The 22,581-nt window shown below is 70.9% G+C and carries 20 protein-coding genes; 3 read left to right on the top strand and 17 right to left on the bottom strand.

Features of this window, described 5'->3' with window-relative positions:
• Window positions 1-236: 236 nt before the first annotated feature.
• The 12 genes from QMZ92_RS15320 to rpsD form a co-directional block, all read right to left on the bottom strand.
• Window positions 237-1,064, bottom strand: coding sequence for an AAA family ATPase (locus QMZ92_RS15320; RefSeq protein WP_283297933.1), 828 nt, complete (start codon window positions 1,062-1,064; stop codon window positions 237-239).
• Between the two features lie 133 nt (window positions 1,065-1,197).
• A complete protein-coding gene (gene aroQ / locus QMZ92_RS15315; RefSeq protein WP_138056329.1) occupies window positions 1,198-1,638 on the bottom strand; it encodes a type II 3-dehydroquinate dehydratase in 441 nt (146 codons plus the stop codon).
• Window positions 1,635-2,729, bottom strand: a complete 1,095-nt coding sequence (gene aroB / locus QMZ92_RS15310) for a 3-dehydroquinate synthase (RefSeq protein ID WP_283297932.1) — start codon at window positions 2,727-2,729, stop codon at window positions 1,635-1,637. Before aroB ends, aroQ begins: the two co-directional genes overlap by 4 nt.
• Complete coding sequence (locus tag QMZ92_RS15305; RefSeq protein ID WP_283298014.1) at window positions 2,726-3,208, bottom strand: shikimate kinase; 483 nt, start codon at window positions 3,206-3,208, stop codon at window positions 2,726-2,728. Before QMZ92_RS15305 ends, aroB begins: the two co-directional genes overlap by 4 nt.
• Window positions 3,209-3,285: 77 nt before the next feature.
• Entirely contained in the window at window positions 3,286-4,470 is a 1,185-nt protein-coding gene (gene aroC / locus QMZ92_RS15300; protein ID WP_283297931.1) for a chorismate synthase, read from the bottom strand.
• A 224-nt stretch (window positions 4,471-4,694) separates the two neighbouring features.
• Window positions 4,695-5,537 (bottom strand): shikimate dehydrogenase, encoded by an 843-nt coding sequence (locus QMZ92_RS15295; protein ID WP_283297930.1) that lies wholly within the window; start codon window positions 5,535-5,537, stop codon window positions 4,695-4,697.
• Window positions 5,515-7,281, bottom strand: a complete 1,767-nt coding sequence (mltG, locus tag QMZ92_RS15290) for an endolytic transglycosylase MltG (protein WP_283297928.1) — start codon at window positions 7,279-7,281, stop codon at window positions 5,515-5,517. Before mltG ends, QMZ92_RS15295 begins: the two co-directional genes overlap by 23 nt.
• A gap of 103 nt (window positions 7,282-7,384) precedes the next feature.
• Entirely contained in the window at window positions 7,385-7,849 is a 465-nt protein-coding gene (gene ruvX, locus QMZ92_RS15285) for a Holliday junction resolvase RuvX (RefSeq protein ID WP_283297927.1), read from the bottom strand.
• Window positions 7,849-10,533: an alanine--tRNA ligase gene (gene alaS / locus QMZ92_RS15280; protein ID WP_283297926.1), complete on the bottom strand. Its 2,685-nt coding sequence runs from the start codon at window positions 10,531-10,533 to the stop codon at window positions 7,849-7,851. The genes ruvX and alaS overlap by 1 nt, the downstream gene beginning before the upstream one ends.
• Window positions 10,533-10,880 (bottom strand): DUF6167 family protein, encoded by a 348-nt coding sequence (locus QMZ92_RS15275; protein ID WP_283297925.1) that lies wholly within the window; start codon window positions 10,878-10,880, stop codon window positions 10,533-10,535. The genes alaS and QMZ92_RS15275 overlap by 1 nt, the downstream gene beginning before the upstream one ends.
• Window positions 10,881-10,886: 6 nt before the next feature.
• Window positions 10,887-11,318, bottom strand: a complete 432-nt coding sequence (locus tag QMZ92_RS15270; RefSeq protein WP_283297921.1) for a DUF948 domain-containing protein — start codon at window positions 11,316-11,318, stop codon at window positions 10,887-10,889.
• 257 nt (window positions 11,319-11,575) lie between these two features.
• Window positions 11,576-12,187, bottom strand: a complete 612-nt coding sequence (gene rpsD, locus QMZ92_RS15265; protein WP_269731425.1) for a 30S ribosomal protein S4 — start codon at window positions 12,185-12,187, stop codon at window positions 11,576-11,578.
• Between the two features lie 326 nt (window positions 12,188-12,513).
• On the opposite strand from rpsD, the gene QMZ92_RS15260 reads away from it, so the two are divergent.
• Window positions 12,514-13,134 carry a DUF2470 domain-containing protein gene (locus QMZ92_RS15260; protein ID WP_349307729.1) on the top strand — a complete coding sequence of 207 codons (621 nt, stop codon included), beginning with the start codon at window positions 12,514-12,516 and terminating at the stop codon, window positions 13,132-13,134.
• Window positions 13,135-13,159: 25 nt separating this feature from the next.
• On the opposite strand, the gene QMZ92_RS15255 is transcribed toward QMZ92_RS15260, so the two are convergent.
• The 4 genes from QMZ92_RS15255 to QMZ92_RS15240 all read right to left on the bottom strand — a co-directional run bounded on the left by QMZ92_RS15255 (window position 13,160) and on the right by QMZ92_RS15240 (window position 17,425).
• Window positions 13,160-14,524 (bottom strand): replication-associated recombination protein A, encoded by a 1,365-nt coding sequence (locus tag QMZ92_RS15255; protein ID WP_283297919.1) that lies wholly within the window; start codon window positions 14,522-14,524, stop codon window positions 13,160-13,162.
• Between the two features lie 91 nt (window positions 14,525-14,615).
• Entirely contained in the window at window positions 14,616-15,263 is a 648-nt protein-coding gene (locus QMZ92_RS15250) for a vitamin K epoxide reductase family protein (protein WP_283297918.1), read from the bottom strand.
• 174 nt (window positions 15,264-15,437) lie between these two features.
• On the bottom strand, window positions 15,438-16,700 hold the full coding sequence (gene hisS / locus QMZ92_RS15245; RefSeq protein WP_283297917.1) for a histidine--tRNA ligase: 1,263 nt from the start codon (window positions 16,698-16,700) through the stop codon (window positions 15,438-15,440).
• Window positions 16,701-16,711: 11 nt separating this feature from the next.
• A complete protein-coding gene (locus QMZ92_RS15240; RefSeq protein ID WP_283297916.1) occupies window positions 16,712-17,425 on the bottom strand; it encodes an MBL fold metallo-hydrolase in 714 nt (237 codons plus the stop codon).
• Between the two features lie 153 nt (window positions 17,426-17,578).
• On the opposite strand from QMZ92_RS15240, the gene QMZ92_RS15235 reads away from it, so the two are divergent.
• Window positions 17,579-18,367, top strand: a complete 789-nt coding sequence (locus tag QMZ92_RS15235; RefSeq protein ID WP_283297915.1) for a peptidylprolyl isomerase — start codon at window positions 17,579-17,581, stop codon at window positions 18,365-18,367.
• Window positions 18,368-18,541: 174 nt separating this feature from the next.
• A complete protein-coding gene (locus QMZ92_RS15230; protein WP_283297914.1) occupies window positions 18,542-19,771 on the top strand; it encodes a DUF349 domain-containing protein in 1,230 nt (409 codons plus the stop codon).
• A gap of 151 nt (window positions 19,772-19,922) precedes the next feature.
• On the opposite strand, the gene QMZ92_RS15225 is transcribed toward QMZ92_RS15230, so the two are convergent.
• Entirely contained in the window at window positions 19,923-22,415 is a 2,493-nt protein-coding gene (locus QMZ92_RS15225; RefSeq protein ID WP_283297913.1) for a RelA/SpoT family protein, read from the bottom strand.
• Window positions 22,416-22,581: the final 166 nt, after the last annotated feature.

Below are 22,581 nucleotides of genomic sequence, written 5' to 3'. Positions count from 1 at the left end.
GCAGGCGCCGGGACGGGACGGTGCCGGTTCGCGGGGTCGTGCGTCCGGCACGCTCCGGACTCGTTCCCGACGACGGTGTGCTCGACCGCCCTCCTGCGCTCCCGCTGAGCGCGGCGGATACGGGCGTCGCCGTGTCACGCGCGAACGCCCGGACCCGCGCCGCGTCCGCGGCCCGGACCGTCCCCGCCACCGCGAAGGGCGCACCCGAGCGGCACCGACGGCGCACGACCACGCGCCTACCAGGCCGGTGGGCTCGTCAGCGCCCGGGCCAGCACGTCGTCCAGGATGCGCGCGGTCGTCTGCACATCGCACTGGGAGTTGTCGATGATGGGGAGACCGGAGCCGTACCAGCCGGCCATGCGGCCGTGGATGCCGGCGACCTCCTCGTCCGAGAGACGGCGGTTGCCGCTGCGCTCGGCGTTGCGTTCCAGGACGACCTCCAGACCGGGCAGGAGCACCACGGGCAGGAGTCCGGGTCCGACGTGGCGCTTCCAGCCACCGAGTCCGACGACGGGGCGGTCGGGGAAGACGGCGTCGTCAAGGATGCACGAGATGCCGTTGGCCAGGAAGTTGCGGGCGGCGAAGCCGCAGGTCCGGCGTGCCAGGCGGTACTGGGCCTCCGACTGTTCGTTCCAGCCGGTCTGGGGGTCGGCGAAGCCGGAGCAGACCCATTCGCGGACGTCGTCGAGGCTGATGTGCGCGGTGGGGACCCGGCGGCGCTGTGCCCAGTGCCGGGCGACGGTCGTCTTGCCCGCGCCCGCCGGGCCGATCAGCAGGACCGCGAGCGTGGCGCTGCCGGTGCCGTTGTCGGCGGGCGGTGAGGGGACCGGAACCGGTCCGCCCGGCGGGAGCGCGACGTGTCCCGTGGTGCCCGGCGCGGCGGCCTGGTGCGCCGGGTCGCTCCAGCCCGGGGCGGGCGGCCCCTGCGGCGGCGGAGGGCTCTGGGGCGGCGGAGGGCTCTGGGACTGGTGTTCCCATCCGGCCGCCGGGCGGTGCCCGGGTATGGGTCCCGGGACGTGTCCCGGCCCGTGGGGAGGCAGCGGAGCTCCCACTGCGTGCTGCATCCGGCGCCACTCCGTCTCGTACGACTTCACGCTGGTCGGACGGGAGTTGACCCGTCCGCACCGAACGGTACCGCCCCCGGCCGCTGCTGTGGGAACGGCCGGGGCGGGTACGACGTGCCCGGGGCCGGCGGGTTCAGCCGTCGAGTTCCTCGGCCAGCGCGCGCAGGGCCAGCCGGTACGAACCGATCCCGAAGCCGGCGACGGTTCCGGAGGCGACCGCCGCGATCACCGAAGTGTGGCGGAACTCCTCGCGTGCGTACGGGTTCGAGATGTGCACCTCGATCAGCGGGGCGGTCCGCTGGGCGGCCGCGTCACGCATGCCGTACGAGTAGTGCGTGAACGCACCGGGGTTGACGACGACGGGGATCGAGCCGTCGGCGGCCTCGTGCAGCCAGCGGATCATCTCGCCCTCGTCGTTGGTCTCCCGGACGTCGACCTCGAAGCCGAGCTCCTTGCCCAGCGTCCGACACGCGTCGACCAGCCCCGCGTACGAGGTGGAGCCGTACACGTCCGGCTCCCGGGAGCCGAGGCGCCCGAGGTTCGGGCCGTTCAGGACGAGGACCCGGCGGCTCACCCGGACACCTCGCCGAACGCGGCGAGCAGCACGGCCGGGTCCGGGCCCTCCAGCACGGTGGGCTTGGCGAGGCCGTCGAGCACGATGAAGCGCAGCAGGTCGCCGCGGGACTTCTTGTCGACCTTCATGGTCTCCAGCAGCCTGGGCCACTGGTCACCGCGGTAGCTGAGTGGCAGGCCGACCGACTCCAGCACGGTCCGGTGCCGGTCGGCGGTCGCGTCGTCGAGCCGTCCGGCGAGGCGGCCGAGTTCGGCGGCGAAGACCATGCCGACGGAGACAGCGGCGCCGTGCCGCCACTTGTACCGCTCGTTCTTCTCGATGGCGTGAGCCAGCGTGTGACCGTAGTTGAGGATCTCCCGCAGACCGGACTCCTTGAGGTCACTGGATACGACGTCCGCCTTGACCCGGATCGAGCGCTCGACCAGCTCCGCGGTGTGCTGTCCGGCGGGCGTGCGGGCGCTCTCCGGGTCCGCCTCGATCAGGTCGAGGATGACCGGGTCCGCGATGAAGCCGGCCTTGATGATCTCGGCCAGGCCGCTGACGTAGTCGTGGACGGGCAGGGAGTCCAGCGCACCGAGGTCGCAGATCACCCCGGCGGGCGGGTGGAAGGCGCCCACGAGGTTCTTTCCCTCGGCGGTGTTGATCCCGGTCTTGCCTCCCACGGCGGCGTCCACCATGGCGAGCACCGTCGTCGGCACGGCGATCCAGCGCACTCCGCGCAGCCAGCTCGCGGCCACGAATCCGGCGAGGTCGGTCGTGGCTCCGCCACCGACGCCGACGATGACGTCGGTGCGGGTGAAACCGGTCTGGCCGAGGGCCTTCCAGCAGTACGCCGCGACCTCGACGGTCTTGGCCTCCTCGGCGTTGGGCACCTGGATGGCCACGGCCTCGTAGCCCTGGTCGGCGAGGTCCTGGCGGACGGTGTCACCGGTCTCGGCCAGTGCCTCGGGGTGGATGACGGCGACGCGCTTGGCCCTGGGCCCGATCAGTCCCGGGAGCTCGCCCAGCAGCCGGCGGCCGACGAGCACTTCGTACGGGTCGGTGCCCGCGGTGCCTGCGACCTGGATGCGGGTGACTGCCTGCTCGGTCATGCGTCCTTCCATTCGAGTGCGTCGAGGACCGCCTGGGCGACCTCTTCGGGCGTACGGCCGTCGGTGGCGACGACCACCCGGGCGGCTTCGGTGTAGAGGTGCCTGCGGGCCTCCATCAGCTCACGCCACTGGCGGCGCGGGTTGACGGCGAGCAGCGGGCGGGCGGCGTTCAGCCCGACGCGCCGCACCGCCTCCTCGACGTCCATGGAGAGATAGGCGACGGGGAGCCCGGCAAGCAGTTCGCGGATGCCCCGGTCGAGGATCGCGCCGCCGCCGAGGGCGAGCACGCCCGTGTGCTCGGCGACTGCGGTGCGGACCGCCGCGCGCTCCAGCTCACGGAAGTGCGGCTCGCCGTCCTCGATGAAGATGTCCGAGATCTCCCGGCCCTCGGCCGCCACGATGTCGGCGTCGGTGTCGCGGTAGCCGGTGCCGAGACGCTGCGCCAGCAGGGCGCCGACCGTGGACTTGCCGACGCCCATCGGCCCGATCAGTACGACCCTCGGTCCGCCGGGTGCCGGGTTGTCCGGCCGCGGGGTCCCGGTGTCCTGCGGGTCGCTCACCGGATGGCCAGGTTCTCGAGGTACGAGCGCACGTTGCGGCGGGTCTCGGGAACACTGTCCCCGCCGAACTTCTCCGCGACGGCATCCGCGAGCACCAGCGCCACCATCGCCTCGGCGACGATGCCCGCCGCCGGCACCGCGCACACATCGGAACGCTGGTGGTGCGCCGCCGCGGTCTCACCGGTGCTGACGTCGACGGTCCCGAGCGCACGCGGCACGGTCGCGATCGGCTTCATCGCCGCCCGGACCCGCAGCAGCTCGCCCGTGCTCAGACCGCCCTCGGTCCCACCGGAGCGACCGGAGGCACGGCGGATACCGTCCTCGGTGGAGACGATCTCGTCGTGGGCCCGGGAACCGGGCACCCGCGCCAACTCGAAGCCGTCGCCGACCTCGACGCCCTTGATGGCCTGGATGCCCATCAGCGCGGACGCGAGGCGGGCGTCGAGCCGCCGGTCCCAATGAACGTGCGAACCCAGCCCGACGGGGACGCCGTAGGCCAGCACCTCCACCACCCCACCCAGGGTGTCGCCGTCCTTGTGCGCCTGGTCGATCTCCGCGACCATCGCCTTCGACGCCTCGGCGTCCAGACAGCGCACCGGATCGGCGTCAAGCCTCTCCACGTCGGCCGGGGTGGGGTAGACCCCGTGGGGGGCTCTGGCGGCGGCCAGCTCGATCACGTGCGAAACGATCTCGATACTCGCGGTCTCCCTGAGGTAGGAACGAGCCACGGCGCCCAGGGCGACACGGGCCGCGGTCTCCCGGGCACTCGCCCGCTCCAGGACCGGCCGCGCCTCGTCGAACCCGTACTTCTGCATCCCGGCGAGGTCGGCGTGACCGGGCCGGGGCCGGGTCAGCGGCGCGTTGCGGGCCAGCGCGGCGAGTTCGTCCGGATCGACCGGGTCGGCCGCCATCACCTTCTCCCACTTCGGCCACTCGGTGTTGCCCACCATGACCGCGACCGGCGAGCCGAGGGTGAGCCCGTGGCGCACCCCGCCGAGGAAGGTGACCTCGTCCCGCTCGAACTTCATCCGCGCACCGCGGCCATAACCCAGGCGCCGCCGTGCCAGGTGGTCCGCCACCATCTCCGTGGTGACCGGGACACCGGCGGGAAGACCCTCCAGCGTCGCCACCAGTGCGGGTCCGTGCGACTCCCCCGCCGTCAGCCAACGCAACCTGCTCAACGGTGCTCCTCATGCTCGCGCCTGGAACTGCGACAGCGCGGCCTCGGGGCACTCCTCCAGCGGCTGGAGACACCCCCGCCCAGTGGTGGCCGGGAGCGGCGCGGCCCGGGCCCGCCTACCCCGATCCTCCCACGTCCGGGACGCGGGCCCGGCCGGTGGTCCAGCAGTCGGACGGCCGGACGGGACGGGACCCGGCTGATCCGGCGCCGTGGAGAGCCCCGTGATCAGCGCCCGGCGAGGGCCTCCTCGCCGGCTGCCCGCATCGCGGCCAGCGGTGCCGGCGAGCGCCCGGTCATCTGCTCGACCTGGAAGACGGCCTGGTGCACCAGCAGGTCGAGGCCGCCGACGACGGAGCCGTCCCGCTCGTCCCACGCCGCCGCGAGCGGTGTCGGCCACGGATCGTAGAGCACGTCGAAGAGGGTGCCGGGACGTTCCGGGACGTACGGGACCAGGGTGTCCGTAGCCCCGGCAGGAGTGGTGGCGACGACCAGCGGAGCGTCGAAGGCGTGTGCCGCCTCCGCCCAGTCGGCGGTGTGCACCTCGACGCCGAGCCGCTCGCCCCAGCCGCGCATCTCGTCGGCCCGGGCCCTGCTGCGCACATAGGCGGTGACCGGCCCCGTGCAGATCCGGCCGAGCGCGGCGAGCGCCGAGGAGGCGGTCGCGCCGGCGCCCAGGACGGCCGCGCGGTCGACCTTCTCGATGCCGCGCTCGCGCAGGGCGGCGACCATGCCGGGGATGTCGGTGTTGTCGCCGGTGCGCCGGCCGTCCTCGGTGAGGACGACCGTGTTGACGGCCTCGACGGCGGCGGCCGTGTCGCTGACCCCGTCGAGCAACGGGATGACGGCCCGCTTCAGCGGCATGGTCAGCGACAGTCCGGCCCAGCTGGCGTCCAGTCCCTGCAGGAAGCCGGCCAGGTCTCTCTCGGTCACCTCGAAGCGGTCGTACGACCAGCCGGTCAGACCGAGCGCCGCGTAGGCGGCGCGGTGGAGTACCGGGGAGAGCGAGTGGGCGATGGGGGAGCCCAGGACCGCGGCCCTGCGCCTGTCAGTTCGTGCCGCGCTGGTCATTGAACTTGGCCTTCAGCTTCTCGAAGTCCGCGTGGGTCCTGGCGTATTCGGTCTTGTGCTTGCCATCGGTCGCCACGAAGTACAGCCAGCCGTCCGAGGTCGGCGTGATCGAGGCGTTGAGAGCCGTCAGGTCGGGGTTGCCGATGGGCCCGGGCGGCAGCCCCTTCTGGGTGTACGTGTTGTACGGGTCCTGGTTGCTGTTGATCTCCCGCTCGCTGATGTCGATCTTGCTCTGGCCCTTGAGGTAGTTGAAGGCCGAGTCGAACTGGAGCAGCTGGTTGGTCTCGGTGTTGGTGGGCTTGAGGCGGTTGTAGATGACCTCGGCCATCTTCTTGTAGTCGTCCTCGTTCTTGCCCTCGGCCTGCACCAGGCTGGCCACGGTGACCAGTTCCCAGGCGTTCTTCAGCTTGAGCTGCTTCGCCTTGGCCTCGAGATCGATCTTCCCGTACTCCTGGTTGGCCCGGGCGACCATGGCCTTGAGGATCGTCTCCGGCTTGGAGCCCGGCGCGACCGGATACGTGGCCGGGTAGAGGAATCCTTCCAGCGGGTCCTTGACGTTCTCGTGGTTCTGGGCCCACACGGGAAGTCCGAGGTTCTTCGCCTCCTTCAGGGCGACGGACCTCGTGGTGCCGGGATCGAGCTCGAGTCGTTTGTCGATCAGCTCGTAGATCGCGGCGTTCCGCGCCCCCTCGGCGATGCTGAGGGCGTTGCGGTTGTTCGGGTCGAGCATCGCCTTGACGGCTTCCTCCGCCGACATCCCCTTCTTCAGGGTGTAGACGCCGTCCTGGATCCTGGTGCCGCGGGGGTTGTCGTTCTGCGCGGAGACGAAGGCGTCGACGCTCTTCACGACGCCGGCCTTCTTGAGCGCGTTGCCGATGTCCGTGCCGCTGGCGCCCAGGGCGATCTCGACCTGCACGCTTCCGGTACCTGGGCCGTCGAAGTCGGGAGCCTCACCGAACTGCCCCTGCCAGAACTGGTATCCGACGTAGACGGCGCCACCGGCACCACCGACCAGGACCAGGGCAACGAAGAGGCAGGCGAAGCCGTTGCGGCCCTTCTTTTTCTTCTTGGCCGGGCCGCGACCCTCACCGCCGCGGCCGGACGTCGCGCCCCGCTCGTCGTCATCGTCGTCGCCGCGGCGGTCGTCCCCCGTGAAGAAGGGATGGTCCTCCTCCTGCCCGTCCGCCGCCCAGTCGTCGTCCACAGGCGGTTGCTGCTGCCCCTGGGGCGGCGGAGCGGTGCGGTGGCCGGGAGGTTGCGGCGGCGGGTAGGCGTCAGGGGTGGCGTAGTGGTCGGCGCCGGCGCCGTAGGGGACGGCGCCCGCGTTCGGGTCGTACGGCATCACGGGCTGCTGACCGGTGCCCCAGTTGCCGTCGTACTGCTGGGCGGCGTGGTCCTGGCGGCCGTACTGCCGGGTTGCGTACTGTCCCGTGTCGTACTGCCCGGCCCCGTACTGTCCCGTGTCGTACTGTCCCGTGTCGTACTGTCCCGTGTCGTACTGCCCGGTGCCGTATTGTCCGGTGTCGTACTGCTGCTGACCGTACTGCTGCTGATGACCCGTCTGGTAGTGGGCTTCCCCCTGGTGGGCCTGGTCCTGCGGCTGCTGCGGGTACGGCTGCTGCGGCTGGCCGCCGTAGGACGCGGGGCCGGCGCCGCCCTGCTGTCCTCTCCACCCCTGGTCCCCGTACAGGGGATCCTCGGGGTGCCACGGTTCGGAGCCGGGGCCCCGGCCATATTCAGTCATCGATCCCCTAGAGCCGCGAGACGAGCGCCGAACGCTCCGCCTCTACGTTGTGCGGCGGTTGTTCGAACACCACCGCATCGCGCGGAACGTTACCGTATCGCGATCAGATGACCACTTCGACGCCCTCGCCCGGGGGATCCCCCGAGGTCCGTTCGGTCTCCAAAGCGTTCTGAAGAATGACAACTGCCGCGACCTGGTCGATGACAGACCGGCCCTTTTTGGACTTCACGCCCGAAGCGCGAAGCCCCTGCCCGGCCGTCACTGTGGTCATCCTCTCGTCGACCAGTCGCACCGGAACCGGATGGACACCCCGGGCGAGGTCCTGGGCGAAGCCCCGGACCTTGGCCGCCGCAGGGCCCTCGCCGCCGCTCAGCGAACGCGGCAGGCCCACGACCACCTCGATCGGCTCGTACTCCTCGACCAGCTGCCTCAACCGCCGGTGGGCGGCCGGAACGTCCCGCCCCGGCACGGTCTCCACCGGGGTGGCGAGGACCCCGTCGGGGTCGCACGAGGCGACCCCGATCCGGGCGTCCCCGACATCGATCGAGAGACGGCGTCCCCTGCGCATCAGGCCGTCTCGGCGACCAGGCGCTCGACGGCGTCGATGGCGTCGCCGACGGCCTCCGGGTTCTGGCCGCCGCCCTGGGCGACGTCCGGCTTGCCGCCACCGCCGCCGCCGAGGCTCTTGGCGGCGGCGCGGACCAGCTCGCCGGCCTTGAGCCCGCGCTCACGAGCGGCCTCGTTGGTGGCGATGACGGTCAGCGGACGTCCGTTGGCCGTGGTGAACAGCGCCACGACGGCCGGGCGGTCGCCCGCCCCCGACAGCTGCTGCAGCCGGCCGCGGACGTCGAGGACCAGCTTGCGCAGGTCGTCGGCGGACGTGCCGTCCGGGACCTGGCCCGTGACCAGGGCGGTTCCGCGGACGTCCTTGGCGTTCTCGGCGAGACCGGCGGCGGCCTGGAGGACCTTCTCCGCGCGGAACTTCTCGATCTCCTTCTCGGCGTCCTTCAGCTTGCCGAGCATCGTGGCGATCTTCTCCGGAAGCTCCTCCGGACGACCCTTGACCAGCTCCTGGAGCTGGGCGACGACCGTGTGCTCCTTGGCCAGGAAGCTGTAGGCGTCGACACCGACGAGAGCCTCGATACGGCGCACGCCGGAGCCGATCGACGACTCGCCGAGCAGTTTCACCAGACCCAACTGGGCGGTGTTGTGCACGTGCGTGCCACCGCACAGCTCCTTGGAGAAGTCGCCGATGGTGACGACGCGGACCCGCTCACCGTACTTCTCGCCGAACTCGGCGATGGCGCCCTGCTTCTTGGCCTCGTCGATGCTCATGACCTCGGCCTGGACGTCCAGTTCACGGGCCAGCACTTCGTTGATCTTCTGCTCGACGTCGGTCAGGACCGTGCCGGGGACGGCGGCCGGCGAACCGAAGTCGAAGCGGAAGCGGCCCGGCGAGTTCTCGGAGCCGGCCTGGGCCGCCGTCGGGCCGAGGGCGTCGCGCAGCGCCTGATGGGTGAGGTGGGTGGCGCTGTGGGCACGGGCGATGGCCCGGCGGCGCCTGACGTCGATGGCGGCGTAGGCGGAGGCACCCACGGTCACCTCACCGACCTGTACGGAACCCTTGTGCACGGAGACGCCAGGGACCGGCTGCTGTACGTCGCGGACCTCGATGACGGCGCCGGTGCCGAGCTTGATCCGGCCCTGGTCGGCGAGCTGGCCGCCGCCCTCGGCGTAGAAGGGGGTGCGGTCGAGGACGACCTCGACCTCGTCGCCCTCCGAGGCGGCCGGCGAGGGTACGCCGTCGACAAGCAGGCCGACGATGGTCGACTCGCCCTCCGTGTGCGTGTAGCCGGTGAACTCGGTCGAGCCGGAGGTGTCGGCGACCTCGCGGTACGACGACAGATCGGCATGGCCGGTCTTCTTGGCCTTGGCGTCGGCCTTGGCGCGCTCCCGCTGCTCCTTCATCAGGCGGCGGAAGCCGTCCTCGTCCACGGACAGGCCCTGCTCGGCGGCCATCTCGAGGGTGAGGTCGATCGGGAAGCCCCAGGTGTCGTGGAGCAGGAAGGCCTTGTCGCCGGAGAGGACGGTCGTGCCCGCGTTGCGGGCCTCGGTGACGGCGCCGTCCAGCACGTTCGTGCCGGCGTTCAGCGTCTTGAGGAAGCGTGCCTCCTCGGCGAGCGCGACGGTCTCGACCCGCTTGCGGTCGGTCTCCAGCTCCGGGTACTGCTGCCCCATGGTCTTGACGACCACGTCGACCAGCGCGGAGACGACGGGACCGGTGGCACCGAGGAGCCGCATGTTGCGGATGGCTCGGCGCATGATGCGGCGCAGGACGTAGCCACGGCCCTCGTTGCCGGGGGTGACGCCGTCGCCGATGAGCATCACGGACGTACGGATGTGGTCGGCGACCACGCGGAGCGAGACGTCCGACTCGTGGCTGTCGCCGTAGCGGACGCCGGTGAGCTCCGTCGCCTTGTCGATGACGACGCGCAGGGTGTCCGTCTCGTACATGTTCTGAACGCCCTGCAGGATCATGGCGAGACGTTCGAGGCCGAGACCGGTGTCGATGTTCTTGCTCGGCAGGTCGCCGACGATCTCGAAGTCCTCCTTGCCGGAGCCCTCGCCGCGCTCGTACTGCATGAAGACCAGGTTCCAGATCTCCACGTAGCGCTCGTCGTTGACGGCCGGGCCGCCCTCGGGGCCGAACTCGGGGCCGCGGTCGTAGTTGATCTCCGAGCAGGGGCCGCACGGTCCGGGGACGCCCATGGACCAGAAGTTGTCCTTCTTGCCCAGGCGCTGGATGCGCTCGGCGGGAACGCCGACGACCTCGCGCCAGATACGCTCGGCCTCGTCGTCGTCGAGGTAGACCGTGATCCAGAGCTTCTCGGGCTCGAGGCCGTAACCGCCCTTGTCCTGGGGTGAGGTCAGCAATTCCCAGGCGTACTTGATGGCCCCTTCCTTGAAGTAGTCGCCGAAGGAGAAGTTGCCGCACATCTGGAAGAACGTGCCGTGGCGGGTGGTCTTGCCGACCTCTTCGATGTCGGGGGTGCGCACGCACTTCTGCACGCTGGTGGCGCGCGGGGCGGGCGGCTTGGTCTCACCCAGGAAGTACGGCTTGAAGGGGACCATGCCCGCGTTGACCAGCAGCAGAGTCGGGTCGTCCGCGATGAGCGACGCCGAAGGCACGACGGTGTGCCCGCGCTCCTCGAAGAAGCTCAGCCAGCGGCGGCGGATTTCAGCCGACTCCATCAGTGGTCCTCATTCCGGTTGTACGAGCGCTTCTCGTCAAGCATCTCGTAGTGCTTCTTGTGGTGCTTGTGGTTTTCCAGGGCGGCCCGGCGGCGCTGCGCGGGAAGTCCCCGGTCGACGGGGCCCTCGATCCCCAGCGCCTCGCCGAGCTCGGCCTCGCGCTGGGCCATCCCGGCCCGGACGTCGAGGGCGAAGTCCTTGAGCCGGTGCCCGGTCTCGATCGCCTTGTTCGCCGCCTGGGCGGCAAGGCTCTCGGGGGTCAACTGCCTGAGCTTGCGGTTGACCTTGGTGGTGGCCCACACGCCGGCTGCGGCGCCGGCGGTGAACCAGAACGCACGACGGAACATCGGGTCTCAGTCCTTCTGCTTCCGGCGCCTCGCGGCCGGTACGGTGCGGCCGACGACGACCGTGCGCCGGGTCTGCGCGGGCGGCGCGCCGTCCTTGTTGCGGCTCATCGCGCGGCGCACTCCGTAACCGAACGCGGCGACCTTCACGAGCGGGCCGCCGAACGTCGAGGCGACGGTGGTGGAGAGCGCCGACGCGTTCGAGGTGACCTCCTGGACGTCGGAGGCGATGGCGTCGACCCGGTCGAGCTGGGTCCGCGCGGAGCGGACGGTGGCCGAGGCGTCGGCCAGCAGCGGCACCGCCTGCTCGGTCACCTCCGCCATCAGCTTGGTGGTCGCCCTGAGCGTCTGGGCCAGCCTCACCAGCACCACGGCGAGGAAGGAGACCAGGATCGCCCAGAAGACGGCCACCAGGATCCCGGCAACCTCTCCACCGGTCACGCTGCACCGCTCTCTGCTTGTCGAGGGTCACTTCGAAAGTCTTCGTCCGACCCTATCGCGCCCGAGGTCGGACCCCGTAACGGATCAGTGACCGCAGAACGGGAGTTGCGGGGATTCTACGGGCCGCCGTCCTCCGCGCACGCTCCGTGATCCCCGGCGCCGGGAATGCGGAACGCGAGAGCCCGCCGCTCCCCCACCGGTGAGGGCGGGGAGGCGGCGGGCCGTGGCGCGAAGGCCGGTGGTACTGCGCCGCTGGATCAGCGGGCGTAGTACTCGACGACGAGCTGCTCGTCGCAGATCACCGGGATCTCCTTGCGGTTCGGCTCCCGGTCCAGGCGGAAGGCGAGCGCCTTGAGGTTGACCTGCAGGTAACGCGGGGTCTCACCGTCGGGCGCGTAGCCACCCTCACGGGCGACCTGGAACGGGTGCTTGTCGCGCGAGCGCTCGCGGACCGTGATGACGTCGTCCGGGCGGACACGGAAGGACGGCTTGTCGACCTTGCCGCCGTTGACCTCGATGTGGCCGTGGACGACCATCTGACGGGCCTGGTAGATCGTCCGGGCGATGCCGGAGCGGAGCACCAGGGCGTCGAGACGGCGCTCGAGCTCGATGATCAGGGCCTCACCGGTCTTGCCCTGCACCTTGCTGGCGCGCTCGTAGGCGCGGACCAGCTGACGCTCGGAGACGTCGTACTGCGCGCGAAGGCGCTGCTTCTCGAGCAGACGGACCTTGTAGTCCGAGTTCTGCTTGCGGCCGCGGCCGTGCTCACCCGGCGGGTAGGGGCGAGCCTCGAAGTACTTGACGGCCTTCGGCGTCAGGGCGATGCCGAGAGCACGCGACTTCTTGACCTTGGGTCGCGACTGGTTCACGGGGAACCTACCTCCATGTAAGTTAGGTGAGCCTTACCTTATTCGAGGAGGACGTAATGTCTCGACCGCATGGGATCCCCCTGCCCAGTGCGCATCGCAGTTCGGACGACTCGACGGAATCGGTGTCCGCTTGCGACGACGATGAACAAGGTCAGCCGCGTCCCAGGGAAGGCGCCCGGCAGCCCACCGAAGCCGAGCGCGTACGAACCCTCGTTGAGAACAACGCCTCAGTATCCCTCACGCTGCCGGGTGCTCGCGACCACGGTCCCGGGTACTGGGAACCCGCCGCACGCACCGTCACGCCCGAGGGGGACGTCGTTCTCCTTGTGCCATGGGATTCTCCCACGGCCCGGGCGGCCGCCTACGCCCAGGACGACGACCTGACCTGCGTGATGGAGATCACCGATGTCGCCCCCGTCGCGGTGCGGCAGCGGATCCGGGGCCGGGCCCGGCTGGCAGGCTGGCTCACCGCCGTGCGCAACGAGGAGCGTGCGCGGTACGGGCGGCTGCTCGCCGGGCGGCACCCCGAGCACTCCCCGGCGTACGCCGAGGTGGACCGTCCCGCCTGGATGCTCGTCCGGCTGGAGACCGGTGAGATCTCGGTGGACGACCTGGGGGGTGCGTGCCGGGTCGAGCCCGCGGACCTCGGCGCGGCCGAGCCCGACCCCGTCGCACGGCACGAGGCGGAGCTGCTGCAGCATCTGCACTCGGCGCACGGCGACCGGGTACGCGCGCTGGCGGGCCTTCTCGGCGAGCGCGCGGGGGAGGCGGATGCCGCGGGGATCGACGTGGTGCCGCTGGCGCTCGACCGCTTCGGGCTACGGCTGCGCTGCACCGCTGCGGACGGCCGCGCGTTCGACGCGCGCTTCGACTTCCCCGAGCCCGTGAAGGACACCGGGGAGCTGCGGCACGCGATGCACAGCCTCTTCGCCGCGGCCGCGGGGTGACCGGACGCCGCACCGGGCCGCCGGATCAGGCGCCCGGCGGGGTCTCGCCGCGCAGCCGCTCGCGGACCTTCTCGACCACGTCCGCGTAGCGCGCCTCCGCTCCGTACCGCGTCGGCTCGTAGTAGCGCCTGCCGTGGACGGCGTCCGGCGCGTACTGCTGCGAGGCGATCGCGCCCGGGACGTCGTGCGGATACACATAGCCCCGGGCGTGGCCGAGCTTCGCCGCGCCCTTGTAGTGGCCGTCCCGCAGATGGGGCGGGACGGGTCCTGCCAGCCCGTTGCGCACGTCCGCCAGGGCGGCGCCTATCGCCGTCGTCGCGGCGTTGGACTTCGGCGCCAGGGCCAGCGCGATGGTGGCGTGGCTCAGGGTGAGCGCCGCCTCCGGAAAACCGATCATGGCCACGGCCTGCGCGGCCGCGACGGCGGTCGGCAGCGCCGTCGGATCGGCGAGCCCGATGTCCTCACTGGCCGAGATCATCAGCCGCCGGGCGATGAAGCGCGGATCCTCCCCGGCCTCGATCATCCGCGCCAGGTAGTGCAGCGCGGCGTCCACGTCCGAGCCCCGGATGGACTTGATGAGCGCGCTCGCCACGTCGTAGTGCTGGTCGCCGTCCCGGTCGTACTTCACCGCCGCCCGGTCGACCGTCTCCTCCACGGTCCGGAGGAAGATCTCCGCCTCGCCCTTGGCGAGCGCGGCACCCGCAGCGGCCTCCAGCGCGGTCAGGGCGCGTCTCGCGTCTCCCCCGGCGATCCGCAGCAGATGCTCCTCGGAGTCGTCGGGCAGGGTCACGGCCCCGTCGAGACCGCGCTCCTCGGTCAGGGCCCGGCGCAGCAGACCGCGCACGTCGTCGTCGGTGAGCGGCTCCAGTGTGAGCAGCAGGGAGCGGGACAGCAGCGGGGAGATCACCGAGAAGTACGGGTTCTCGGTCGTGGCGGCGATCAGCGTCACCCAGCGGTTCTCGACGGCGGGGAGCAGGGAGTCCTGCTGGGCCTTGCTGAAGCGGTGGATCTCGTCGAGGAAGAGGACGGTCTCCTTGCCGAATCCGCCCGCGGCGCGGCGGGCCCCGTCGATGACGGCCCGGACCTCCTTGACGCCGGCGGTGATGGCGGAGAGCTCGACGAAGCGCTTGTTGGTCGCCTTGGAGACGACGTACGCCAGGGTCGTCTTGCCCGTGCCGGGCGGGCCCCAGAGGATCATCGAGGAGGCTCCCGCCGGCCCGCCGGACCCCTCGCCCACGAGTCGGCGCAGCGGGGACCCGGGCTTGAGCAGATGCTGCTGGCCCACGACCTCGTCGAGAGTGCGGGGACGCATGCGGACGGCCAGCGGGCTCGCCGACGGGTCCTTCTCCTGGCGTTCCTCGGCGGCGGCGGTGAAAAGATCGGGCTCCACGTGATGAAGCCTAAGCGAGGGGACCGACAGTCCCGGCGGGGTGCCTCCGGGCCGGACCCCGGACCGTGCGCCGGCCGTCCGGCGCTGCGGCTCAGCCGATCCAGAAGTCCCACCAGCGCGTCAGGACGAGCATGCCGATGACACCGGTGTGGAGCACCGGCAGGACCCAGGTGAACTCGGCGAGGAAGCGCTTCGCCCAGTCCGGGGCGGGCAGCAGCCCGTTGCGGATGTTGTGCGAGGTCACGTACCAGAACATGAAGATCGTCGCGACCCAGGCCAGGCAGCACCAGAGGCACAGGGCGTTGATGCTGTACAGCGACTGGTACTGGAGCCAGGTGCAGAACGCGACGCCGAAGAGCGTGCCCGCGTTGAACGTCAGCCAGTACCAGCGGCGGAAGCGGGCGCCGGCGAGGAGGCTCATGCCGACGCCGATCACGATCGCGTAGGTGACGAGGCCGAGCATCGGGTTGGGGAACCCGAACACCGAGGCCTGCTCGCTCTCCATCACGCTGCCGCAGGAGACGATCGGGTTCAGGCTGCAGCCGGGGGTGAACGTCGTCCCGGCGATCTTGGCCTCGAGGATCTTGAACTTGTCGATCGTGATGATCCACGCGGCGAGCAGCCCGGCCGCTCCGGTGATCACCAGCAGCCATGCGAACGCACGGCTGCCGCCGACGGCGCCGCGCACCCGCTCCGCTTCCCGGCCGGAGGACACGCCGTCAACCGCTGCAGTCGTCATATCGCCGTTTCCATCGCTCGGTCACTGCTCTGGCACGGTCATTCTGCCGCACTCACGTACCTGTCCACCGTTCGGTGGGCATAAGGATCCGGCTCCGCCCCGCGTCGGGGACGGGAACGCGCAGGCCCGGACCCAGGCGTCCCAGCGGGCCGGGCCTTCGGACGCCTGTCCCGGTCAGACGAGCTTCGCCCGGATCTCCTCCACCACCGAGTCGAGGGCGACCGGCGCCTGCTCGCCGGACTCCATGTCCTTGAGCTGCACCACCCCGTCCGCGAGATCCCGCTCACCGGCGACGATCGCGTACCGGGCACCGCTGCGGTTGGCGTTCTTCATGGCCCCCTTGAGGCCCTTGCCGCCGTACGAGAAGTCGGCGGCGACCCCTGCCCTGCGCAGCCCGGTGACGACGCCGAAGAGCGCGCGGCGCGCCTCCTCGCCGAGCGGGACCGCGAACACGCTGGTGGACGCGGGCAGTTCGAGCTCGATGCCCTCGGCCTCCAGTGCCAGGACCGTCCGGTCCACGCCGAGCGCCCAGCCGACCGACGGCAGCGCCGGGCCGCCGATCATCTCGGACAGCCCGTCGTAGCGGCCTCCGCCGCCCACCGCGGACTGCGAGCCGAGTCCGTCGTGGACGAACTCGAACGTGGTGCGCGTGTAGTAGTCCAGCCCGCGCACCAGCTTCTCGTCGTCCTCGTAGGCCACGCCGGCCGCCGTCAGCAGCTCGCGGACCTCCTCGTGGTACGTCTTGCACGCGTCACACAGGTAGTCGCGCAGCAGCGGCGCCCCCACGAGCTGCTTCCGGACCGAGTCGCGCTTGTCGTCCAGCACCCGCAGCGGGTTGATGTCGACGCGGCGGCGGGTGTCCTCGTCCAGGTCGAGCCCGCGCAGGAAGCCCTGGAGAGCGTCCCGGTAGACGGGACGGCACTCCTTGTCCCCGAGCGAGTTCAGCAGGATCCGGAAGTCGCTGAGGCCCAGCGAGCGGTACGCCTGGTCGGCGAGGATGATCAGCTCGGCGTCGAGCGCCGGGTCCTCGGTGCCGATCGCCTCGGCGCCGACCTGGGAGAAGTGCCTGTAGCGGCCCTTCTGGGGGCGCTCGTAGCGATAGTACGAGCCCGAGTACCACAGCTTCACCGGCAGGTTGCCGGACTTGTGGAGGTTGGCCTCCAGCGCCGCGCGCAGCACGGACGCGGTGCCCTCGGGCCGCAGGGCCAGCTTGTCGCCGCCCTTGGTCTCGAAGGCGTACATCTCCTTGGTCACGATGTCGGTGGACTCGCCGACGCCGCGCGCGAACAGCTCCACGTTCTCGAAGCCGGGCGTCTCGATGTAGCCGTAACCGGAGTTCCGCAGCGGCGCGGCGATGGCCTCGCGCACCGCCAGGTACTTCGCGGAGTCCGGCGGGATCAGGTCGTACGTGCCCTTGGGGGCCTGGAAGGTCGTCACGGAAGGTCTCGTCACATTCCTCGTCGGGGAGCGGCGGTGCCGCCGTCTCCCTGGCCGGCGGCCACCTCCCGCAGATACGGGTTGGCGGCGCGCTCACGGCCGATGGTCGTCTGGGGGCCGTGGCCGGACAGCACCACGGTCGAGTCGTCGAGCGGCAGGCACACGCGGGCCAGCGAGTCGAGCATCTCGGCCATGTCACCGCCGGGCAGGTCGGTGCGTCCGATGGAGCCGGCGAAGAGCAGATCGCCCGAGAAGAAGACCGGCGGGATGTCCGCGGCCTCGGGCAGTCCGAACGTCACCGACCCCTTGGTATGGCCGGGCGCATGCCGCACGGTCATCTCCAGACCCGCCAGCTTCAGCGCGGCGCCGTCGGTCAGCTCGTGGACGTCGTCGGGCTCCCCCACGGTCAGCTCGCCCATGAGCGGCATCCCGATGGAGCGGCCGAAGGCCTTCTCCGGGTCGCTCATCATGTACCGGTCGGCGGGGTGGATCCACGCCGGTACGTCATGGGCTCCGCACACCGGGACGACCGAGGCGACGTGGTCGATGTGGCCGTGGGTGAGCACCACGGCGACGGGCTTGAGCCGATGCTTCCTGAGCGTCTCCTCGACTCCCTCGGCAGCCTGGTGGCCCGGGTCGATGATCACGCACTCCTCGCCTGCGGCCGGGGCGACCAGGTAGCAGTTGGTCCCCCAGGCCCCTGCGGGGAACCCGGCAATAAGCACGAATCGTCCTCAGTGTGTCGTCCGACGGGGATATCGCGTCACGGATTGCAACAGGTCAGAGCCTACCGGCGCTGCTCATTTCACGGCCAACCCGTATACGGTACGGGCACACCCGTGCCCCACGGATCACAACATCACCAAGGAGAAGACCCGGTGGTCAGCAGCGATCAGCGGCGGCGCCAGCTCGCCAGGGAGAAGTTCGAGCGGCAGCAGCGGCGCCGCGAGGAGGCCCGCAGGAAGGCCAAGCGCCGCAACGCGGTCATCGCGGCCGGTCTCGCCGTCGTGGTGGCGGCGGGCGGCGCGGCGTACCTCTCGGTGGGCCTGGCGGACGGCGACCCGGGGGACGACGCGTCCCGGCAGACCTCACCGGCGCCGACGCCCACCGAGAGCGAGAGCGCCGCGCCCGAGCCGGAGATGGCCATCGACGCCAAGGGCACGTACCGGATGTCGCTGGACACCAGTCAGGGCGCCGTGGCGTTCACGATGGACGCCGCGAAGACGCCGCGCACGGTGAACTCGTTCAAGCACCTCGCGGACAAGGGATTCTTCGACGGCACCACGTGCCACCGGCTGACCACGGAGGGCATCTTCGTGCTGCAGTGCGGAGACCCGAAGGGCGACGGCACCGGCGGCCCGGGCTACACCATCCCGGACGAGAACCTGACGGCGCTCGGCAAGCCGGCGGCGGACGGCAAGGTCACCTACCCCGCGGGCACGGTGGCCATGGCGAACACCGGCCAGCCGAACAGCGGCGGAAGCCAGTTCTTCCTGGTCTACAAGGACAGCAAACTGCCGCCGTCGTACACGCCGTTCGGCAAGATCGACGAGGCCGGCCTGTCCGTGGTCAAGGCCGTCGGTGCGGCGGGCGCCGTCGGCGGGGCCACGGACGGTGCCCCCGCGAAGGCCGTCACGGTGAAGAAGGCGGCGGTCAGCAAGGCGTGACCCGGCGAATTCGGCGGCGCCGAGTGCGGACAGCCGGGCGGCCGGTCGCCTAGATTGGCGTTGTGCAGCGCGGGCTCGGTCCGCGTTGCGGGAGGGCGGGCGATGCCCGTCCAGGAAACTGTGGACGATGCCCGGGGCCCGAGCCCCTCAGGGGCATCATGTGGAGGAGGCGCTGTGAGCAGCGACCCGTGGGGCCGCGTCGACGAGACGGGCACCGTGTACGTGCGGACTTCCGACGGCGAGAAGGTCGTCGGATCGTGGCAGGCCGGCTCTCCCGAGGAGGCACTGGCCTACTTCGAGCGCAAGTACGAGGGCTTGGTTGTCGAGATCGGCCTCCTCGAGAAGCGGGTGAAGACCACCGATCTGTCGGCGAAAGACGCGATGACCGCGATCGACCACATTCGCGGGCAGATCGACGAGCACCACGCGGTCGGCGACCTCGATGCGCTGAGCAAGCGGCTGGACGCGCTCGTGACGTCGGTCGAGTCCCGCCGCGAGGAGCGCAAGGCCCAGAAGGCGAAGCAGACCGACGAGGCCCGACACTCCAAGGAGGCGCTCGTCGCCGAGGCCGAGGAGCTGGCGCAGAGCGAGCAGTGGCGGGCGGCCGGAGAGCGGCTGCGGGCTCTCGTGGACACCTGGAAGGGCCTGCCGAGGCTCGACCGGAAGTCCGACGACGAGCTGTGGCACCGCTTCTCCCACGCGCGGTCGGCGTTCTCCAAGCGCCGCAAGGCGCACTTCGCCGCGCTGGACGCGCAGCGCGAGGTGGCCCGGCAGACGAAGGAGCGGCTGGTCGCCGAGGCCGAGGCGCTGTCCGGATCGACCGACTGGGGGCCCACGGCCGCGCGCTACCGCGAGCTGATGGCGGAGTGGAAGGCCGCGGGCCGCGCGCAGCGCGAGCACGAGGAAGACCTGTGGAACCGCTTCCGCGGCGCCCAGGACATCTTCTTCGCCGCCCGCAGCGGGGTGTTCGCGGAGCGGGACGCCGAGCAGTCCGAGAACCTGAAGCTCAAGGAGGAGCTGGCGGTCGAGGCGGAGAAGCTGGTGCCGGTGACGGATCTGAAGGCCGCGCGAGCCGCCTTCCGCTCCATCAACGAGCGCTGGGAGGCCATCGGGCACGTCCCGCGTGACGCCCGCCCGAAGGTCGAGGGCCGGATGCACGCGGTGGAGCGGGCGATCCAGGAGGCCGAGGAGACCGAGTGGCGCCGCACCAACCCCGAGGCGCGGGCGCGTGCCGAGGGCCTGACGGGTCAGCTGCAGGCCGCGGTGGACAAGCTGCGCACGCAGATCGACGCCGCCCGTGCGGCCGGCAACAACGCGAAGGCGGACAAGCTCTCGCGTGAGCTCGAGGGACGCCAGGCGCTGCTCGACCAGGCGCTGAAGGGCCTGGAGGAGTTCGGCGGCTGACACCGCGGAAACGGATCCGGGACGGGCCCGGCGGCATCTGCATCTGCCGCCGGGCCCGTCCCGTGCACCGCGGGCCGTGCCGGGCCCCGGACGCGCACCCACGCCGGAAGGTCCGGGACGCTCCGCCGGCCGGGCCCCGGGCCGGCGGCCGCTACGGGCGCCGTGCCGACGTCACGCGGTAGACGTCGTAGACACCCTCGACCCCGCGGACCGCCTTCAGGACGTGGCCGAGGTGCTTCGGGTCGCCCATCTCGAAGGTGAAGCGCGAGGTGGCGACACGGTCACGGGAGGTCTGGACGGCCGCGGACAGGATGTTGACGTGCTGGTCGGACAGCACGCGGGTGACGTCCGACAGAAGTCGGGAACGGTCCAGCGCCTCGACCTGGATGGCGACGAGGAAGACCGAGGACTGCGTCGGCGCCCACTCGACATCGAGCATGCGTTCGGGTTGTTGCGACAGCGAGTCCACGTTGACACAGTCCGCCCGGTGTACGGAGACGCCGCTGCCGCGGGTGACGAACCCGATGATCGGGTCTCCGGGCACGGGCGTACAGCAGCGGGCGAGCTTCACCCAGACGTCGTCGACGCCCTTGACGACCACACCCGGATCGGCGTTGGCGCGGCGCTTGCGGCCGCGGCCGCGGGACGGCGGCGTCGACTCGGCGATGTCCTCGCTGGCCGCCTCCTCGCCGCCGAGCGCCTGCACGAGCTTCTGGACCACGCCCTGTGCGGCGACATGGCCCTCGCCGATCGCCGCGTACAGCGACGAGATGTCCGGGTAGCGCATCTCGTGCGCGAGCGTGACCAGCGAGTCCCCGGTGAGGATGCGCTGGATCGGCAGGTTCTGCTTGCGCATCGCCCGCACGATGGCGTCCTTGCCCTGCTCGATCGCCTCGTCACGACGTTCCTTGGAGAACCAGGCGCGGATCTTGTTCCTGGCCCGGGGCGACTTGACGAAGCCCAGCCAGTCGCGCGAGGGGCCCGCGCCGGTCGCCTTGGACGTGAAGACCTCGACCAGGTCGCCGTTGTCCAGCGTCGACTCGAGGGGGACGAGCCGGCCGTTGACGCGTGCGCCTATCGTGCGGTGGCCGACCTCGGTGTGGACGGCGTACGCGAAGTCGACGGGTGTGGCGCCCGCGGGGAGCGCTATGACGTCTCCCTTCGGCGTGAACACGAAGACCTCGTTGCGGGAGAGGTCGAAGCGCAGGGACTCCAGGAACTCGCCCGGGTCCTCGGTCTCCTTCTGCCAGTCCAGCAGCTGCCGGAGCCACGCCATGTCGTTGATGGCGTCCTTGTCCTTGCCCGATCCCTTGGGGACATCGGTACGGACCTTGGACGCGCCGGCGACGGCCTCCTGCTTGTACTTCCAGTGCGCGGCGATGCCGTACTCGGCCCTGCGGTGCATGTCGAACGTACGGATCTGGAGTTCGACCGGCTTGCCGCTGGGCCCGATGACCGTCGTGTGCAGCGACTGGTACATGTTGAACTTCGGCATCGCGATGTAGTCCTTGAACCGCCCCGGAACGGGATTCCAGCGGGCGTGGACGGTGCCGAGCGCGGCATAGCAGTCGCGGACGGTGTCGACGAGGACGCGGATGCCGACCAGGTCGTAGATCTCCGCGAAGTCCCGCCCGCGGACGATCATCTTCTGGTAGACGCTGTAGTAGTGCTTCGGCCTGCCGGTGACCGTGGCCTTGATCCGGGCGGCGCGCAGATCGGACTGCACCTCGTCCGTCACTATCGCCAGGTACTCGTCGCGCTTGGGGGCGCGCTCGGCGACGAGACGGACGATCTCGTCGTACATCTTCGGGTAGAGGATCGCGAAGGCGAGGTCCTCGAGCTCCCACTTGATGGTGTTCATGCCCAGCCGGTGGGCCAGCGGGGCGTAGATCTCCAGGGTCTCGCGGGCCTTCTTCTCCTGCTTCTCCCGCTTGAGGTAGCGCATCGTGCGCATGTTGTGCAGGCGGTCCGCGAGCTTGATGACCAGGACGCGCGGGTCCTTGGCCATGGCGACGACCATCTTGCGGACGGTCTCCGCCTGGGCGGCCTCGCCGAACTTGACCTTGTCCAGCTTGGTGACGCCGTCGACGAGCAGGGCCACCTGGTCGCCGAAGTCCCGGCGCAGGGTGTCCAGCCCGTACTCGGTGTCCTCGACGGTGTCGTGCAGCAGCCCTGCCATCAGGGTGGCGGGATCCATGCCGAGCTCGGCGAGGATGGTGGTGACGGCGAGCGGGTGCGTGATGTACGGGTCGCCGCTCTTGCGCTTCTGGCCCCGGTGCCAGCGCTCGGCCACCTGGTAGGCGCGCTCGATCTGGCGCAGCGTGGCGGTCTCGATCTTCGGGTCGTTGCTGCGCACGATCCGCAGCAACGGTTCGAGCACCGGGTTGTACGGGCTGGAGCGCTGGACGCCCAGGCGGGCCAGCCGGGCGCGGACCCGGTTGGAGGAGCCGCCGGAGCGCGCGGGAGCCGGGGCGGGCGGCGCGGGCTTCGGGGCGGTCACGGGTACGGAGGCCGGGCCGCCCGCACTCCCCTGAGCGGCCGCGGTCCGTTCCGCGTGCTTCTTCTCGGGCGTGGCAGGAGCCGCGACAGCCTTGTCGGCCTGCTGGTCGGGCTGCGCGGTGGCGGGACGGGCCTCGTCTGGCAAGAGCGCTCCTCGTGCGGGTCCGGGTCCCCCGGTCAGGCCCGGAAAGGCCATGGTATCGACCCCGGGCGTTCACCTCGCCCCGGGACGGGGACTGTCCACAACGCGGAACGGGCACCCGGTGTTCCCGGGTGCCCGTTCCCGTGCCGTCACGGCGGTGCTGAGCAGG

Origin of the sequence: Streptomyces sp. HNM0645 (assembly GCF_030056615.1) — a bacterium.
Classification (GTDB): domain Bacteria; phylum Actinomycetota; class Actinomycetes; order Streptomycetales; family Streptomycetaceae; genus Streptomyces; species Streptomyces marianii.
This window is presented reverse-complemented; position numbering and strand designations above follow the sequence as displayed.

What these genes read in the sequence shown, in the direction of transcription:
- QMZ92_RS15275 (WP_283297925.1), bottom strand. Translation starts at nt 10,880, where the DNA reads ATGTTCCGTCGTGCGTTCTGGTTCACCGCCGGCGCCGCAGCCGGCGTG.
- QMZ92_RS15320 (WP_283297933.1), bottom strand. Translation starts at nt 1,064, where the DNA reads ATGCAGCACGCAGTGGGAGCTCCGCTGCCTCCCCACGGGCCGGGACAC.
- mltG (WP_283297928.1), bottom strand. Translation starts at nt 7,281, where the DNA reads ATGACTGAATATGGCCGGGGCCCCGGCTCCGAACCGTGGCACCCCGAG.
- QMZ92_RS15295 (WP_283297930.1), bottom strand. Translation starts at nt 5,537, where the DNA reads ATGACCAGCGCGGCACGAACTGACAGGCGCAGGGCCGCGGTCCTGGGC.
- QMZ92_RS15250 (WP_283297918.1), bottom strand. Translation starts at nt 15,263, where the DNA reads ATGACGACTGCAGCGGTTGACGGCGTGTCCTCCGGCCGGGAAGCGGAG.
- aroB (WP_283297932.1), bottom strand. Translation starts at nt 2,729, where the DNA reads ATGACCGAGCAGGCAGTCACCCGCATCCAGGTCGCAGGCACCGCGGGC.
- alaS (WP_283297926.1), bottom strand. Translation starts at nt 10,533, where the DNA reads ATGGAGTCGGCTGAAATCCGCCGCCGCTGGCTGAGCTTCTTCGAGGAG.
- ruvX (WP_283297927.1), bottom strand. Translation starts at nt 7,849, where the DNA reads ATGCGCAGGGGACGCCGTCTCTCGATCGATGTCGGGGACGCCCGGATC.
- QMZ92_RS15305 (WP_283298014.1), bottom strand. Translation starts at nt 3,208, where the DNA reads ATGGGCGTCGGCAAGTCCACGGTCGGCGCCCTGCTGGCGCAGCGTCTC.